The organism is Micromonospora sp. B006 (assembly GCF_003408515.1).
Classification (GTDB): Bacteria; Actinomycetota; Actinomycetes; order Mycobacteriales; family Micromonosporaceae; genus Micromonospora; species Micromonospora echinospora_A.
In genome coordinates, this window is sequence record NZ_CP030865.1 from 4403796 (window position 1) to 4418875 (window position 15080).

Consider the following 15080-nt stretch of genomic DNA (forward strand, 5'->3'; position numbering starts at 1 on the left):
CGGACGCACCCGCGCCGGCCTCAGCGGCCGAGGAACCGCAGCGCGTTGCCGCCGAGCAGCGCGGCCCGCTGCTCGTCGGTGAGGAAGTCCGCCCGGTGCACCACCTGGCCCACCGGCCGCTCCCCCAGCGGGTACGGGTAGTCGCTGCCGAGCAGCACCCGCTCGGCGCCCATGGTGTCCACGAGCAGCCGCAGCGCGGCCGGCTCGAAGACCACCGAGTCGACGTGGAACCGGTCCACGTACGAGCTGGGCGGCGCGCTCGACGCGCCGCGTACCAGGTCGCCGCGGCGGTGCCAGGCGTTGTCGGCGCGACCCAGCCAGAACGGGAAGCTGCCGCCGCCGTGCGCGAAGCAGATCCGCAGCGTCTCCGGCACCCGGTCGAACACGCCGCCGAGGATCAGTGCCAGCACCGACAGGTGCGTCTCGGCCGGCATCCCGGTCAGCCACCGGGCCATCCACCGGTCCAGGCGGGGGCCGCCGGGCATGTCCCACGGGTGCACGAAGACCGGCGCGCCGACCTCGGCGCAGTGGGTGAGGAACTGCACGATGCCCGCGTCGTCCAGGTCGCGGTCGCCGACGTGGTTGCCGATCTCCACTCCGGCGTGCCCGGCCGCCAGGCAGCGGTCCAGCTCGGCGCAGGCCGCGTCCGCGTCCTGCAACGGCACCTGGCAGAACGGCACCAGCCGGTCGCCGCCGGCCGCGGTGACCTCAAGTGTGAGGTCGTTGAAGATCCGGGCCACCTTGACCGCCTGGTCGGCCGGGCGGTCGTAGCTGAAGAAGACCGGGGTGGGCGAGACGACCTGCACGTCCACGCCGTCGGCGGTCATGTCGGCGAGCCGGGTCGGCGCGTCCCAGCACTGCGCGCCGACCGGCCGGAACTCCGTCTCCCCCACCATGATCATGGCGGCGCGTTCGGAGTCCACCCGCAGCCAGGGCCAGCCGGACCCGCCGCACGCCGCGGCGAGGTCCGGCCACCCCTTCGGTACGACGTGCGTGTGCACGTCCACGACCGGCACGCGTCAGCCCTTGCCCGGGTGCAGCGCGCCGCAGTTGTCGCAGGTGCGGGCCTTCTCGTCGGCGTAGAACGCGGCGAAGACCGGGGGCAGGTCGGCGGCGATGTCGCGGACCTGCAACTCGACCTCGTGCACCTTGTGGTGGCACTCGAGGCAGTACCACTGGAACTTCTCCAGCGTGCCCTCCTCGCGGACCCGCTCGATCACCATGCCGATCGAGCCGGCCTCGGGACGCTGCGGCGAGTGCGGGGTGTTGCGCGGCAGCATCCACATCTGCCCCTCGCGCACGTGCACCGTACGCGGCCCCTCGGGGAGCATCAGGTTGACGTGCATGTTGCCCTTGACCTGGTAGAAGAACTCCTCGTACGGGTCGACGTGGAAGTCCGTGCGCTGGTTCGGGCCGCCCACCACCATGACGATGAAGTCGTCGCTGCCGGGCAGCATCTCCTTGTTGCCCACCGGGGGCTTGAGCAGGTGCTGGTTGTCGCCGATCCAGCCGGAGAAGCTGAACGGCTCGGCGATCTCACTCATGGGAACCTCCCGACGGAAGTAGGGCGACGGCCTGCATCTCGATCAGCAGATGCGGGTGCGGAAGCTGGTGTACGGCCACCGTGGTCCGGGTCGGGCCGGTGGCGTCGAAGAACTCGGCCCACACCTGGTTGTAGCCACCGAAGTCGTTCATGTTGACCAGGTAGCTGGTGACCTGCACCAGGTCGGTCAGGTCGGCGCCGACCGTGCGCAGCAGGTCCCGGATGTTCTCGATCACGGCCCGGGTCTGCTCCCGGATGTCGAGGTCGGTGGTGCCGAGCTCGTCCACTGCGACGCCGGCGAACGTGTTGTCCGGCCGGCGCGACGACGTGCCGGACACGTAGACGAATCCGCCGGCAATCTTGACGTGCGGGAACGCGCCCCGCGGCACGGCCTTCCCGGCCACCACGCGGGCGGTCATGGGAGAGCCTTCAGGGAGGCGGAACCGAGCTTCTCCACAGTGGCGCGCACGTGTGCGCCCGGTCGCAACGGCACCGCTGCGGTGGCCGCGCCGGCCAGGAACACCCAGCCCTTGCGCAGCCGGACGCCGTGCCGGCCGGCCAGCCGCAGGCCCTCGTCCAGGGCGCGGCGCGGGTCGCCGAGGATGGCGGCGGTCGAGCCGACCTGCGCCACCCGCCCGTCGATCTCCAGCAGCACGCCGAGGTTGTCCAGCCCGTCCGGCACCGGCGACCAGGGGCCGACCACGAACGCGGCGGCCGAGGTGTTGTCGGCGATCACGTCCGGCAGGGAGAAGGTGAAGTTCGCGTACCGGGAGTCGATCAGCTCGATCGCCGGGGCGACCGCGCGTACCGCCCGGGTGAACGAGCCGACCGGTTCACCCGGGTCGGGCAGCCGGTCCAGCAGGAACGCCACCTCCGGCTCGACGCGCGGGTGGATGAAGTCGCCGACGTCGACGGCGCCGCCGTCGGGCACCCGCATCACGTCGGTCAGCCGGCCCCAGATCACCTCGTCCACGCCGACCTGGGCCATCTTGGCCTTGCTGGTGAGGCCCATCTTCAGGCCGACCAGCCGCTCGCCCCGGTCGAGGCGGCGCTTCACCAGCGCGGTCTGCACCGCGTACGCGGCGTCCACGTCGAGGCCCGTCTCGGCGGCGAGCTGCGGGATCGCGGTGGCGGTGTCGGCCGCCGCGCCCAGCTTCTCCGCGATGCCGGCGGTGTCCGGCCCGATCATGCTGTGCCACCTTTCGTTCGCGACTGCGGGGCTCGCAGACCCGGCTCACTCCTCGCGCTCACCGAGGCCACCTTTCGTTCGCGACTGCGGGGCTCGCAAACCCGGCTCACTCCTCGCGCTCACGGCCTCCTTACCGGCCAGGTCCAGTGCCACGTCCACGATCATGTCCTCCTGGCCGCCGACCATCCGGCGACGGCCCAGCTCGACCAGGATCGAGCGGACGTCCACGCCGTACTTGGCCGAGGCACGCTCGGCGTGACGCAGGAAGCTTGAGTAGACGCCCGCGTACCCCAGGGAGAGCGTCTCCCGGTCCACCTGGACCGGCCGGTCCTGCAAAGGGCGGACGAGGTCGTCGGCGGCGTCCATCAGCGCGAACACGTCGCAGCCGTGCTTCCAGCCGTGCAGCTCGGCGACCGCGACGAAGACCTCCAGCGGCGCGTTGCCCGCGCCCGCGCCCATGCCGGCGAGCGACGCGTCCACCCGGACGGTCCGCCCGGACGGCGAACCGAGCGGGCCGTCGCCGAGGATCCGGCCGTGCTCGACCGCCAGCACGCTGTTCGCCACGCCCAGGGACAGGTTGTGGTGCGCGTGGATGCCGATCTGCGTCTCCGGCTCCAGCACCTGCCGGTACGCGTCGACGCGCTGCGCCACGTCCGACATCAGCAGCCGCCCGCCGGAGTCGGTGACGTAGACGCAGTGCGCGCCGTACGACTCCATGAGCTTGGCCTGCGCGGCCAGCCCGGCCGGGTCGTTGAGGTGCGACATCATCAGGAACCCGGAGACGTCCATGTCGTTCTCCCGGGCCCAGGCGATGTGCTGGGCCGAGATGTCCGCCTCGGTGCAGTGCGTGGCGATCCGGACGCTTGTCACGCCCAGCGCCTTCGCCGCCTTCAGGTCGGCGATGGTGCCGATGCCCGGCAGCAGCAGCGTGGTGAGCCGCGCGGTGGTGAGCACCTCGGCGGCGGCGGCGATCCAGTCCGCGTCGGCGGCGGCGCCGTGCCCGTAGTTGACGCTGGAGCCGGCCAGGCCGTCGCCGTGCGCCACCTCGACAGCTGCCACGCCGGCCGCGTCGAGCGCGGCGGCGATGGTACGCACCTGGTCGACTGTGTAGCGGTGCCCGATGGCGTGCATGCCGTCGCGCAGCGTCACGTCCTGGATGTAGAGGTCGGTCATCGCGCACTCACCTCCGTCGCGCGCAGCGCCACCAGCCGCTCCGCGGTGCGCAGCGCGGCCGACGTCATGATGTCGAGGTTCCCGGCGTACGCGGGCAGGTAGTGCCCGGCGCCGGAGACCTCCAGGAACACCGACACCTGCAGGCCGGTGAAGTGCCGGCCGAGCACCGGCGCGTACGTGTCGACAGGGTCGAACTGCACGTCCTGCTTGAGCCGGTAGCCGGGCACGTACTCCTGCACGGCCTTCACCATGTCGGCCACCGACGCGGCGATCGCGCCCCGGTCGGCGTCGGCGTCCGGGCACAGGCAGTAGACCGTGTCGCGCATCAGCAGCGGCGGGTCGGCCGGGTTCAGCACGATGATGGCCTTGCCGCGCTCGGCGCCGCCGACCACCTCGATCGCCCGCGCGGTCGTCTCGGTGAACTCGTCGATGTTGGCCCGGGTGCCCGGACCGGCCGACTTCGAGGCGATCGAGGCGACGATCTCCCCGTACGCGACGGGGGTGACCCGGCCGACCGCGTGCACGATCGGCACCGTGGCCTGCCCGCCGCAGGTCACCATGTTGACGTTCGGCTCGCCCAGGTGCTCGTCGAGGTTCACCGGCGGCACCACGTACGGGCCGATCGCGGCCGGCGTCAGGTCGACAACGGTGCGCCCGTGCGCCCGCAGCACCTCGTCGTGGCGCTTGTGCGCGCCCGCCGAGGTGGCGTCGAAGACGAGTTGGACGTCCGCGAACTCGGGCAGCGCGACCAGCCCGTCGACGCCCTCGGCGGTGGTGGTCACGCCGAGCCGGCGGGCCCGGGCCAGACCGTCCGAGGCCGGGTCGATGCCGGCCATCGCCACCATGTGCAGGCTCTCACTGAGCCGCAGCACCTTGATCATCAGGTCGGTGCCGATGTTGCCCGACCCGAGCACCGCCACTCCGACAGTCATGACGTTCCCTCCGTCGAGAAACAGGTACGCACCGAGCCGAGCCCGGAGATGCGCGCCTCGTACGCGGCGCCGGGCGTGACCGGCACCATCGGCCCGAGCGCGCCGGAGAGCACCACGTCGCCCGCGCGCAGCGGGTCACCGGCGCGGGCCATCGTGCCGACCAGCCACTGCAACGCGTGCAGCGGATTGCCGAGGCAGGCCGCGCCCGCGCCGACCGAGACCGGCTCACCGGCGTGCTCCAGCACCATGCCGCACAGCCGCAGGTCCACGTCGGCGAGCCGCCGGGGCGCGGTGCCGAGCACGAACAGCCCGCTGGAGGCGTTGTCCGCCACCGTGTCGACGATGGAGATGTCCCAGTCGGCGATCCGCGAGTCGACGATCTCGATGGCCGGCAGCACGTGGTCCACCGCCCGGATCAGGTCGACTGTGGTGACCCGCTCGTCCGGCAGGTCCGCGCCGAGCACGAAGGCGATCTCCGCCTCCACCCGCGGCTGGAGCAGCCGCCCGATCGGCACCTCGACGCCGTCGCCGACGGCCATGTCGTCGAAGAGCACCCCGAAGTCGGGCTGGAAGACGCCGAAGCTCTCCTGCACGGTCCGCGACGTCAGGCCGATCTTCGCGCCGACGCGGCGGTGCCCCTTGCCCAGCCGCTGCCGGGTGTAGACCTGCTGCACCTGGTACGCGGCCTCGACGTCGCCCTCGGGCAGCAGCCGGCCGCGCAGTGGCGGGCAGGGTTTGCCCTCCTGCCGGGCCACTGCGAGTTCCCGGTTGGCGGCCTCGATGTCCACGGTCATGGCGGTTCCTCGCTTACGTCGCTGGGGATTCCGGCCATTCTGCCCACCACGCGCGACCGCGCCAGCCTTCGCGCTCATGTGAGATCCACACAGACGTTCGTCAGCTCGGAGTAGAAGTCGAGCGAGTGCACGCCGCCCTCGCGGCCGACACCCGACGCCTTCACCCCGCCGAACGGGGTTCGCAGGTCGCGCAGGAACCAGGTGTTCACCCAGACGATGCCCGCGTCGAGCCGGGCGCCGGCCCGGTGCGCCCGGCCCACGTCCCGCGTCCACACCGTCGCGGCCAGGCCGTAGTCGGTGCCGTTGGCGAGCGCGAACGCCTCGTCCTCGTCGTCGAACGGCGCGACGTGCACCACCGGGCCGAAGATCTCCTCCTGGTTGGTGCGGGCGTCCACGCCGAGCCCGGTGAGCACCGTCGGCTGCACGTACGCCCCGCCGTCGCGGCCGTCGCCGAAGCGCGGCGTGCCGCCGCCCGCGCGGACCTCGGCGCCCTCGGTGCGGGCCAGCGCGTAGTGGCCGAGCACCTTGTCCCGGTGCCCGTGCGAGATCAGTGGCATGTTCGCCGTCGCCTCGTCGTGCGGCCAGCCGTACGCCAGTTCGTCGGCGCGCTTGGCCAGCCGCGCGGTGAACTCCTCGAACACCGGCCGCTGCACGTAGATCCGCTCGGTGCAGAGACAGACCTGGCCGCCGTTGGTGAAGCTGGACCGCACCGAGCCGGCGACCGCCGCGTCCAGGTCGGCGTCGGCGAAGACCAGGCCGGCGTTCTTGCCGCCCAGCTCGAAGCTGACCGCCTTCACCCCGTCGGCGGCGGCCCGCATGATCGCGCTGCCGGTAGCCGACTCGCCGGTGAACGTGATCGCGTCCACGCCCGGGTGGCGGGTCAGGTGCTCGCCGGCCGAACCCGGGCCGAACCCGTGCACCAGGTTGAACACGCCGTCGGGCACGCCGGCCGCGGCCATCACCTCGGCCAGCAGCGTGGCCGACGCGGGGGTCTCCTCGCTGGGCTTGACCACCACGGCGTTGCCGCAGGCCAGGGCCGGGGCGACCTTCCAGGTGAGCAGCAGCAGCGGAAGGTTCCACGGCACGATCACCGCGACCACGCCGACCGGCTTACGGACCGCGTAGTTGAGCGCCCGCCCGCCGGTCGGGGTGACAGTGGTGAACGACTCGGTGGGCGCGGTCGCGACGATCTCGGCGAACGCGCGGAAGTTGGCGGCGCCGCGCGGGATGTCGAGCGTCCGGGCCTGCGAGATGGCCTTGCCGGTGTCCGCCACCTCGGCGGCCACCAGGTCGTCGAAGCGCCGTTGCAGCTCGTCGGCGACCCGGCGCAGCACCTCGGCCCGTTCCCGCTCCCCCATCCGGCCCCACGGGCCGCGCAGCGCCGCCCGGGCGGCGGCCACCGCGTCGTCCACCGTGGACTGCGACGCCTCGACCACCTCGAACACCGGCTCGCCGGTGACCGGGCTGCGCTTGGTGAACCGGGAGCCGGCGTCGACGAACTCGCCGCCGACGAAGTTGCGCAGCAGGCCGGGGCCGTCCGGCGCGTACCCGGCCATCAGCCGGGGATCCCAGAGCGTCATCGCCGCCGCCCCAGCGCCGCGCGGACCCCACCGGCGAGCAGCGCCACCGCGCCGGCCGCGACCGCGCCGACTACCGCGTACTGCGCGCGCACCCGGCGGCGCACCTGCGCGTACGGGGTGGTGGAGAAGGAGACCAGCTCGTACTGGGAGACGTAGCGGCCGGGCAGGACGCGCTCCAGCGCGTGCTCGACCTGCTTGCGGGTGCGGAACACCGGTGAGGCGACCTTGTCCCGCATCTCCACGAAGTTCGCCAGCGCCATCCGGGCGATCGCCTCCGCGTTGTCCTGCCGGCGGTGCTGGTAGAGCGGCAGCGCGGCGGCCCACTCGTCGTCGCACTCGTCCAGGCAGCGGTCCAGCTCGACCACGTCCTCGAACGCGCAGTTCGCGCCCTGGCCGTAGAACGGCACGATGGCGTGCGCGGCGTCGCCGATCAGGCCGACCTTCCCGGCCACCTGCCACGGCGTGCAGCGCACCGTGCCGAGCAGGCCGACCGGGTTGTGCTGGTAGTCGTCGACCAGGTTGGGGGCCAGCGGGACCAGGTCCGGGTAGTGGGTGGCGAAGAACCCCTCGATCGCCGCCGGGCTGCTCAGCGACGCGAAGCTGCGCGTGCCGTGGGTGGGCCAGAACAGCGTGCAGGTGAAGGAGCGGTCCGGGTTCGGCAGCGCGATCATCATCGAGGTGCCGCGCGGCCAGATGTGCAGCGCGCCCGGGTCGAGCGCGAACTCCCCGCCCAGCGGCGGGATGGTCAGCTCCTTGTAGCCGTAGTCGAGGAAGTCGAGGCTCTCGGTCACTCCCCCGTACGCGAGCAGCTGCCCGCGCACCGCGGAGCCGGCGCCGTCGGCGCCGAGGATGACCGAGGCGGCGGCGGTGATCTTGCCCTGCGGGGTCTCGAACGTCATCTCGCCGCCCAGCGGGTCGAGGCCGACCAGCCGGTGGTCGAACGCGACCCGCACGTTCGGCAACGCGGCGGCGGCGTCGAGCAGCGCGTTGTTCAGCGCGCCCCGGCTGATCGAGTTGATCGCCCGGTCCCCGGAGCCGCTGTAGGACTGGAACTCCGGCTCACCCTCGACCGGGTGGATCATGCGGCCGCGCATCGGCAGCGCGTCCGCCATCACCTCGTCCTCCAGGCCGATGCGGCGCAGCGCGTCCAGGCCGCGCTCGGACAGCGCCAGGTTGATCGAGCGGCCCCGCTCGGCGGTGCCGGCACGCGGGTCGGGCCGCCGCTCGTAGAGGGCCACCGGGTAGCCGCGCCGCGCCAGGTAGCAGGCCAGCAGGCAGCCGGCCAGTCCGGCGCCGACCACAGCGATCTCGTCGCGCTCGCTCACGTGCCTGCCTTCCGTCCGCGACTGCGGGGCTCGCAGAACCGGCTCACTCCTCGCGCTCACGAGCCCTCCTTCTCAAACGTCGCCGCCAGCGCCTCGGCGACCCGCCAGCAGTCGTGGTACGTCGAGTAGAGCGGCACCGGGGCGAACCGGACGATGTCCGGCTCCCGGGCGTCGGCGACGACGCCGTGCTCGTGCCGCAGCCGCTTGGTCAGCTCGTTCGCGCTACCGACTCCGATCCGCACCGAGAGCTGGCAGCCGCGCCGCGCCGGGTCGCGCGGGGTGACCACGGTGAGCGGGCGCCCCGGCGTGACCTCGTCGAGCAACTGCTCCAGGAAGGCGGTGAGCCGCAGGCTGCGCTCGCGCAGCGCCGGCATGCCGACGGAGTCGAACAGCTCCAGCGAGGTACGCACCGGGCCCATCGCGAAGATCGGCGGGTTGGAGATCTGCCACGCCTCGACGGTGGCCGGCGGCCGGGACACCGGGGTCATCTCGAACCGGGTGGCCGCCTCGGTGCTCCACCAGCCCTCGAAGCGCTGGATGGACGGGTCGCCGAGGTGCCGCTCGTGGACGAAGACGCCGCCCAGCGCGCCCGGGCCGGAGTTGAGGTACTTGTAGGAGCACCAGGCGGCGAAGTCGACGTCCCAGTCGTGCAGCGCCAGCGGGACGTTGCCGGCGGCGTGCGCCAGGTCCCAGCCGACCACGGCGCCCGCGGCCCGCCCGGCGGCGGTGATGGTGGGGATGTCCATCAGCTCGCCGGTCAGGTAGTTCACGCCGCCGAGCATCAGCAGCGCCACGGTGTGGCCCTCGCGGGCCAGGAAGTCCAGCACGTCCTCGGTGCCGAGCGTGTCGGAGCCGGGACGCGGCTTGAGGCGCACGACGGTGGTGTCCGGGTCCAGGCCGTGGAAGCGGGCCTGGCTGCGCACGGCGTAGCTGTCCGAGGGGAACGCGCTGTCCTCGATGACGATGCGGGTGCGCTCGCCGGCCGGCCGGTAGAAGCTGACCATCAGCAGGTGCAGGTTGACGGTGAGGGAGTTCATCACCACGGTCTCGGCGGGCAGCGCGCCGACCAGGCGGGCGGCCGGCGCGGTCAGCAGCTCGTGGTACGGCAGCCAGGGCCGCTCCGACTCCAGGTGCCCCTCCACGCCCAGGCGCTGCCAGGCGTCCAGGTCGGCGAGGAGCTCGTCCCGGGTGGCCCGGGGCTGCAGGCCGAGCGAGTTGCCGGCCAGGTACGCCGTGTCGGGGTAGCGCCCGCCGTCGGCGGGCGGGATGTGGAACAGGTGCCGGTGTCCGGGGTCGGCGGCGTCGCGGCGGAGGGCTTCGTTCTCGGGGGTGTGCATGCTGTTCTCTCTCGTCACATCGCGGTGCGGGCCGACCACAGCTCCGGGAAGACCACCCGGGCCATGCTGCGCTGCAACCATGCCAGTCCGGCGGAACCGCCGCTGCCGACCTTGGCGCCCATGGTGCGCTGCACGGCCTTGACGTGGTTCCAGCGCCAGTCGCCGAACTCCTCGGCGATCTCGGTCAGCGCGTCGCCGAGCAGGCGCAGGTGGTTGTCCGGGCCGCTGTCGCCGTAGATCTGGACCCAGGCCGCCTCGATCGCCGGGTGCGCCTCGTGCTCGCCGTTCACGTCCCGCTCCAGCAGCTCGGCCGGCACGTCGAAGCCCTTGCGGGCCAGCAGCGCCACCACCTCGTCCCAGAGGCTCGGCGTGGCCAGCGCGGCGGTCAGCTCGTCGTACACGTCGGTCTGCCGGCGGAACGGGCGGATCAGCGCCCGGTCGCGCAGGCCGAGCAGGAACTCCAGCTGCCGGTACATCGCGGACTGGAAGCCGGAGCCCTCACCGAGCCGGTCACGGAAGCGGTTGAAGTCGGCCGGGCTCATCCAGCGCAGGCCGTGCCAGGCGGCGTTGAGGCCCTCCAGGTGCAGTGCGGCCCGGCGCAGCGGGGCCAGCGCCTCCCAGATCCGGTCCTCGCGCAGCTCGCGCTTGGCGTGCCGCAGCTCGTGGCAGGTCAGCCCGAAGTACAGCTCCATGATCTGGCTGACCATCAGGAAGGACATCTCGCCCGGGTCGTCGCTGAGCGGCTCCTGGAGCCGGTGCAGGGTGCTGGCCCGTACGTAGGCGTCGTACGGCACGCGCTCGGCGAATTCCAGCGTCGGCTCGCCGCCGTTGCGTGCCGCCCGAGCCGCCCGTTCCTGGGGGGTTACCGGGCGCACCGCCGTCGTCTGTTCCACAGTCGTTCTCCGTCCGTGCGCGGGGTAGACGTCATGATCCCGCTGGTGGGCGGCCGAATGGAATGCCTGTTCAACGGCGGTATGGTGGTCTCACCTCGCGAACTGAAACCATCTCGCGTCGCTCCCTTTACGGAAGGAAGGTCCCCGCGTGGACGACATGGACTGGGCGTTGCTGCGTGAGCTCCAGGCCGACGCCCGGCTCTCGTACAGCGAGTTGTCCCGCCGGGTCCACCTGTCCCCGCCCGCTGTGGCCGAACGGGTGCGGCGGCTGGAGGAATCCGGCGTGATCACCGGCTACCACGCCCACGTCGACCTCACCCGGGCCGGACGCACAGTGCTCGCCCTGATCCGGATGTCCTGCTACGGCGCGCGCTGCATCCTCAACGACCCCGATGTCTCCGGCTGGCCGGAGATCATGGAGATCCACCGGATCACCGGGGACGCGTGCAGCATGCTCAAGGTCGCGGCCACGAACATGGGCGAGTTCGAGGAGGTCATCGACCGGCTCGCCCCGTACGGCCAGCCGTCCAGCACGATGGTGCTCTCCACCCCGCTGGCCTGGCATCCCGTGGTGAAGGCGCCTCGTTAGCTTCCCCCGCCCCCCGGGAAAGCAGGCGCCGCTGCCCGTCAGTGGGTCCGGCGCACCGTCGCGCCGGGAGGGGGGAACCATGCGAGGGCTCCTGTCACACCGCGTGCTGTCGTCCGTACTGGGTCTGTTCGGCCTGGTCGCGGCGTTCGTCCTGACCACCGCGCCACCGGCGCGGGCCGGGGAGAGCGTGTTCATCGAGGTGACGCCGAACAGCGTCCAGTCCGGTTCCCGGGTGAACCTGCGGGCCGGCTGCGACAACAGCAACAACCGCCAGGCCCAGGTCACCTCGGACGCCTTCGGGCGGGTGATGCTGCGACCCGACAACGGCTTCCTCACCGGCTCGGTCACCGTGCCCGGCAACAAGGCGCCCGGCGACTACCCGGTGAACCTGGACTGCTCCAACGGCAACACCGCCTCGACCATGCTCACGGTGCTGAACATGGCGCAGCCGAGCAAGGGGCCGGCGACCGGCGGCGGGGGCGCCGCGGGCGGCCGGGGCGCGGGCTCGCTGCTGCTGGTCGGCGGCCTGGTGGCGGTAGCCGTGGTGGCCGGCGTGAGCGCCCGCCGCAAGACCGGTAACCGCGTCTGACGAGGCGCCGCAATGGCCCGCTCATCGCGCCGCCGGGACCGCGCCGGCCCGGCGGCGGACCGCACCCGCCGTCGCGCCGCCGGCCGCCGGTCGCCGGAGCGCGCGAAACGGCTCCGGGCCGCGCTGCGGCTGACGTCCCGGGCCGCACGCCGGTTCGTCCACGTCGCCGGGCACGCCTTCACGGCCAGTGTCACCACCGCCGACCCGCGGCCGGTCCCGGCCCGCGCCGCCACGACCACCACCCGCCGGTACGCGCCGAGCCGCCACCCGGGCGTCCCGGTGCTCGTGGTGGCGAGCGTGATGGCGCTGATCGTGGCCATGCTCGGGCTGGAACGGGTGACCGGGGTCAGCGTGCTGCCGGACCGGATCGTCGCCGGCCTGCGGCCGCCGCCGAAGAAGTTCCCGGTGCTGCCGGCCAGCCCACCGACGGACCTGAGCATCGGCAAGCTCGACCTGCGCGCGCCGGTGCACCGCGTCGGCATCGCGCCGGACGGCAGCATCGACGTGCCGGACGTGGACCGGGCCGGCGAGGTCGGCTGGTACGACCAGGGCCCCACCCCCGGCCAGTACGGCCCGGCCGTGCTCGTCGGGCACGTCGACACCACCACCGGTCCGGCCGTCTTCCACGGGCTGAAGAACCTCGACGACGGCGACCGGATCGAGGTGACCCGCGAGGACCGCTCGGTGGCGGTGTTCGAGGTGACCTCGATCGAGCGGTACGGCAAGGAGAAGCTGCCGGTGGAGGACGTCTACGGCGACTTCAGCCGGCCCAACCTGCGGTTGATCACCTGCGGTGGGCGCTGGGTGGGCGGGGAGACCGGGTACGCGGACAACCTGGTCGTCTACGCCGCGTTGGTCAAGGCGCGCTGAGCGCGCCGGTCAGGCCGCCTCGGACTCGGGCTCGCGCAGGTCGAGCCAGTCCGCCCAGCGCGGGTCGGGCGCGCGGTGCCCGAGGACCCGCCAGGCCGCCCCTTTCGGGGGGGCCGGCAGGTGGTGCAGCCGCCAGCCCAGCTCGGCCGGCGTCTTGTCGCCTTTGGTGTGGTTGCACCGCGCGCAGGCGGCGACCACGTTCTCCCAGGCGTGCCGGCCGCCCCGGCTGCGCGGGAAGACGTGGTCGATGGTCTCCGCCGGCCCCCGGCAGTACGCGCACCGCCACCCGTCGCGGGCGAACACGGCCCGCCGGGACAGCCCGACGTGTGTGCGGTAGGGCACCCGGACGTAGCGGGTCAGGCGTACCACCGAGGGCACCGGTAACGCGTTACGCGCGCTGTGCAGGACGCCCTCGCCGTCGGCCACGCAGATCGCCTTGGCGGAGAGGACGAGGATCGCGGCACGACGCACCGACACGACGCACAGGGGTTCGTAGGTGGCGTTGAGAACGAGCGCACCGGAGCCCGCCGTGGGTCGTATGTCAGGCATCGCGCTCACCCTCCCGGTCCAGCCGCTCCCGCCGCCTGCGCGCCGGAACCGCCCGCGAACAGCGCGGAACGACTCCGACGGCGGCCGGATCACCGACGTCCGTTGCGCCAATAGTCCCTGATCGCGCCCTCGATTGCACGCACGAATCTGCAAGCGGCCCGCCGGATCACCCGCATCGGGGCGGTTCGCGCCCTCGCTCTACGCCGTCCCGACGCCACGCAGGGTGTCGAGCCGGACCCACTGGCCGGCGTGGGTGCCGGAGTCCAGACGGTAGTGCTGGACGCCGTCGAGGGCGGCGCGCAGATTCACCGTCACGGTGTCGCCGACGGCGAGACCGGCGGTCACCGCCGTCACCTTCCTGGCGTCGTCCAGGGAGTACGCCTTGCCGGGCGCGGCGACGACCACTGCCGACCGTGGGATGCGGTAGCCGATCGGGGCCGCTCTCCCGACCTGGTACGACCGGCCGGGGATCTCCTTGACCAGGTAACCGCTCAGGCTCCCCTCGCTGATGTCGTACCAGATGCCGGTCTGCCGCATCACCTTGTGCCGTTCCGTGGAGGCCGCTTCGGCGGGCCTGGTCAGGGAGATCCGCTTGCGGTCCAGGACCGTGCCGGCCGCGTCGAACTTGTAGCCGACGTGGTCCCCGGGGGCGAGCCGGATCGTTCCGGAGACCCCGTACGTGGGGTGGTCGGAGTAGAACAGGTCCATGATCCCGGCGAAGGTCGGGTCGCCGGTGATCGCGTGCAGCACGGCGTGCTGGATGATGTGCGTCGAGTGGTACATGCCCGCGTCCTTGCGGTGGGTGAGGCAGTACCTGCTCCGCCACTGGCGGGTGCGGACGAGCCGGTGGGCGTCCCGGGCGGTGGTGATCGCCCCCTGGAGCATCTGCCTGGCCCGGGCGTCGCGGCTCAGGCTCCAGTAGTCCCAGAGTCCGAAGGCCGAGAAGATGTGCCCGTTGTAGGTCTGGTCGCCGCGCACCCGCGTGGGGTGGGCGTACTCCTCCAGCCAGAGCAGCCCGTCCTTGACGTACACCCCCCACGGTTGGCCGGCCACCGGCGGGAGCAGGTAGGACGCGAACGTCGCGTCGGCCGCCTGACGCCAGTGGGTGCGGTCGCCGACGATCTGCGCCAGCCGGACGAACAGGCTCATCGCCTGGCCCTGGGCCATCATCGAGTACCACGGCGTCTCGTAGACGTCGGTGCCGCGGTGCATGGCGTGCCGGAACCGGTACGGGTAGAACCAGCCGTCCCGGCGGACGACCCGCCTGTCGATCAGGCGCTGCGCCTGCGTCATCGCCCGCTTGAGGTACACCTGCTCGCCGGTGACCCGGTAACTCTCCAGCAGGTTGATGCCGTACTGGGCCTGGGCCACGGGATGGTTGTAGAGCTTCCCGCCGAGCAGCGCCATGCGTACGCCGTGCTTGTCGTGCGTGCCCGTGTCGACGATCGGCAGCCGGACGCCGCTGTAGTAGGGCCGCTGCCCCTGCGGCAGGTCGCGGATCTCGAACGGGTCGCTGCGGAACTTGACAGGCGATTCGGCCGACCACCTCGCCGCGCCGGTCGCCACCAGCGGCGCGGCGCCGGCCGCCGCCGCCACCACCGTCAGCACCTGACGACGGGACCAGGATCGGCGCGCGCCTAAGAGCTCCTCCGTCATGTCGCTTCTCCCCTTGCTCCGCCCAACTGCGAGCTGGACGGCCAGTCGCGGGGCCCCCGTG

General features: G+C 72.6%; 16 protein-coding genes. 3 read left to right on the forward strand and 13 right to left on the reverse strand.

The genetic code is table 11. The features are described from left to right. Positions 1 to 20 precede the first annotated feature (20 nt). The 11 genes from MicB006_RS19695 to MicB006_RS19745 all read right to left on the reverse strand — a co-directional run bounded on the left by MicB006_RS19695 (position 21) and on the right by MicB006_RS19745 (position 10766). Positions 21 to 1016, reverse strand: a complete 996-nt coding sequence (locus MicB006_RS19695; protein ID WP_116508065.1) for an amidohydrolase family protein — start codon at positions 1014 to 1016, stop codon at positions 21 to 23. 3 nt (positions 1017 to 1019) lie between these two features. Further along, complete coding sequence (locus tag MicB006_RS19700; RefSeq protein ID WP_073830671.1) at positions 1020 to 1544, reverse strand: 3-hydroxyanthranilate 3,4-dioxygenase; 525 nt, start codon at positions 1542 to 1544, stop codon at positions 1020 to 1022. Next, entirely contained in the window at positions 1537 to 1962 is a 426-nt protein-coding gene (locus MicB006_RS19705) for a RidA family protein (RefSeq protein ID WP_073830670.1), read from the reverse strand. The genes MicB006_RS19700 and MicB006_RS19705 overlap by 8 nt, the downstream gene beginning before the upstream one ends. Beyond that, positions 1959 to 2732 carry a 2-keto-4-pentenoate hydratase gene (locus MicB006_RS19710; protein WP_073830669.1) on the reverse strand — a complete coding sequence of 258 codons (774 nt, stop codon included), beginning with the start codon at positions 2730 to 2732 and terminating at the stop codon, positions 1959 to 1961. The genes MicB006_RS19705 and MicB006_RS19710 overlap by 4 nt, the downstream gene beginning before the upstream one ends. A 45-nt stretch (positions 2733 to 2777) precedes the next feature. Then, complete coding sequence (gene dmpG / locus MicB006_RS19715; RefSeq protein WP_225980424.1) at positions 2778 to 3905, reverse strand: 4-hydroxy-2-oxovalerate aldolase; 1128 nt, start codon at positions 3903 to 3905, stop codon at positions 2778 to 2780. Continuing rightward, a complete protein-coding gene (locus MicB006_RS19720; protein WP_073830667.1) occupies positions 3902 to 4837 on the reverse strand; it encodes an acetaldehyde dehydrogenase (acetylating) in 936 nt (311 codons plus the stop codon). The genes dmpG and MicB006_RS19720 overlap by 4 nt, the downstream gene beginning before the upstream one ends. After that, positions 4834 to 5631: a 2-keto-4-pentenoate hydratase gene (locus MicB006_RS19725; protein WP_073830666.1), complete on the reverse strand. Its 798-nt coding sequence runs from the start codon at positions 5629 to 5631 to the stop codon at positions 4834 to 4836. Before MicB006_RS19725 ends, MicB006_RS19720 begins: the two co-directional genes overlap by 4 nt. A gap of 74 nt (positions 5632 to 5705) precedes the next feature. Continuing rightward, complete coding sequence (locus MicB006_RS19730; protein ID WP_116508067.1) at positions 5706 to 7187, reverse strand: 2-hydroxymuconic semialdehyde dehydrogenase; 1482 nt, start codon at positions 7185 to 7187, stop codon at positions 5706 to 5708. Between the two features lie 20 nt (positions 7188 to 7207). Continuing rightward, the gene (locus tag MicB006_RS19735; RefSeq protein ID WP_116508069.1) at positions 7208 to 8536 is read right to left on the reverse strand and encodes an NAD(P)/FAD-dependent oxidoreductase; all 1329 of its coding nucleotides are present in this window, start codon (positions 8534 to 8536) and stop codon (positions 7208 to 7210) included. Positions 8537 to 8592: 56 nt separating this feature from the next. Continuing rightward, positions 8593 to 9873, reverse strand: coding sequence for a kynureninase (kynU, locus tag MicB006_RS19740; protein WP_116508070.1), 1281 nt, complete (start codon positions 9871 to 9873; stop codon positions 8593 to 8595). Between the two features lie 14 nt (positions 9874 to 9887). Continuing rightward, a complete protein-coding gene (locus tag MicB006_RS19745) occupies positions 9888 to 10766 on the reverse strand; it encodes a tryptophan 2,3-dioxygenase (protein ID WP_116508072.1) in 879 nt (292 codons plus the stop codon). Between the two features lie 148 nt (positions 10767 to 10914). Between MicB006_RS19745 and MicB006_RS19750 the strand changes: the two genes are divergently transcribed. From MicB006_RS19750 to MicB006_RS19760, 3 genes are all read left to right on the forward strand, one after another. Continuing rightward, complete coding sequence (locus MicB006_RS19750) at positions 10915 to 11355, forward strand: Lrp/AsnC family transcriptional regulator (protein ID WP_073830662.1); 441 nt, start codon at positions 10915 to 10917, stop codon at positions 11353 to 11355. 79 nt (positions 11356 to 11434) lie between these two features. Then, complete coding sequence (locus MicB006_RS19755) at positions 11435 to 11944, forward strand: hypothetical protein (protein ID WP_116508074.1); 510 nt, start codon at positions 11435 to 11437, stop codon at positions 11942 to 11944. A gap of 12 nt (positions 11945 to 11956) precedes the next feature. Next, on the forward strand, positions 11957 to 12814 hold the full coding sequence (locus tag MicB006_RS19760; RefSeq protein ID WP_116508076.1) for a class F sortase: 858 nt from the start codon (positions 11957 to 11959) through the stop codon (positions 12812 to 12814). A gap of 9 nt (positions 12815 to 12823) precedes the next feature. On the opposite strand, the gene MicB006_RS19765 is transcribed toward MicB006_RS19760, so the two are convergent. Next, positions 12824 to 13363, reverse strand: a complete 540-nt coding sequence (locus tag MicB006_RS19765) for an HNH endonuclease (protein ID WP_116511631.1) — start codon at positions 13361 to 13363, stop codon at positions 12824 to 12826. A gap of 198 nt (positions 13364 to 13561) precedes the next feature. Further along, positions 13562 to 15019 (reverse strand): D-glucuronyl C5-epimerase family protein, encoded by a 1458-nt coding sequence (locus MicB006_RS19770; protein WP_116508078.1) that lies wholly within the window; start codon positions 15017 to 15019, stop codon positions 13562 to 13564. Between the last annotated feature and the right edge of the window lie 61 nt (positions 15020 to 15080).

Coding starts and splice junctions, on each gene's coding strand:
- MicB006_RS19720 (WP_073830667.1), bottom strand. CDS start 4,837: ATGACTGTCGGAGTGGCGGTGCTCGGGTCGGGCAACATCGGCACCGAC.
- dmpG (WP_225980424.1), bottom strand. CDS start 3,905: ATGACCGACCTCTACATCCAGGACGTGACGCTGCGCGACGGCATGCAC.
- kynU (WP_116508070.1), bottom strand. CDS start 9,873: ATGCACACCCCCGAGAACGAAGCCCTCCGCCGCGACGCCGCCGACCCC.
- MicB006_RS19760 (WP_116508076.1), top strand. CDS start 11,957: ATGGCCCGCTCATCGCGCCGCCGGGACCGCGCCGGCCCGGCGGCGGAC.
- MicB006_RS19710 (WP_073830669.1), bottom strand. CDS start 2,732: ATGATCGGGCCGGACACCGCCGGCATCGCGGAGAAGCTGGGCGCGGCG.
- MicB006_RS19725 (WP_073830666.1), bottom strand. CDS start 5,631: ATGACCGTGGACATCGAGGCCGCCAACCGGGAACTCGCAGTGGCCCGG.
- MicB006_RS19730 (WP_116508067.1), bottom strand. CDS start 7,187: ATGGCCGGGTACGCGCCGGACGGCCCCGGCCTGCTGCGCAACTTCGTC.
- MicB006_RS19765 (WP_116511631.1), bottom strand. CDS start 13,363: ATGCCTGACATACGACCCACGGCGGGCTCCGGTGCGCTCGTTCTCAAC.
- MicB006_RS19700 (WP_073830671.1), bottom strand. CDS start 1,544: ATGAGTGAGATCGCCGAGCCGTTCAGCTTCTCCGGCTGGATCGGCGAC.
- MicB006_RS19755 (WP_116508074.1), top strand. CDS start 11,435: ATGCGAGGGCTCCTGTCACACCGCGTGCTGTCGTCCGTACTGGGTCTG.
- MicB006_RS19705 (WP_073830670.1), bottom strand. CDS start 1,962: ATGACCGCCCGCGTGGTGGCCGGGAAGGCCGTGCCGCGGGGCGCGTTC.
- MicB006_RS19770 (WP_116508078.1), bottom strand. CDS start 15,019: ATGACGGAGGAGCTCTTAGGCGCGCGCCGATCCTGGTCCCGTCGTCAG.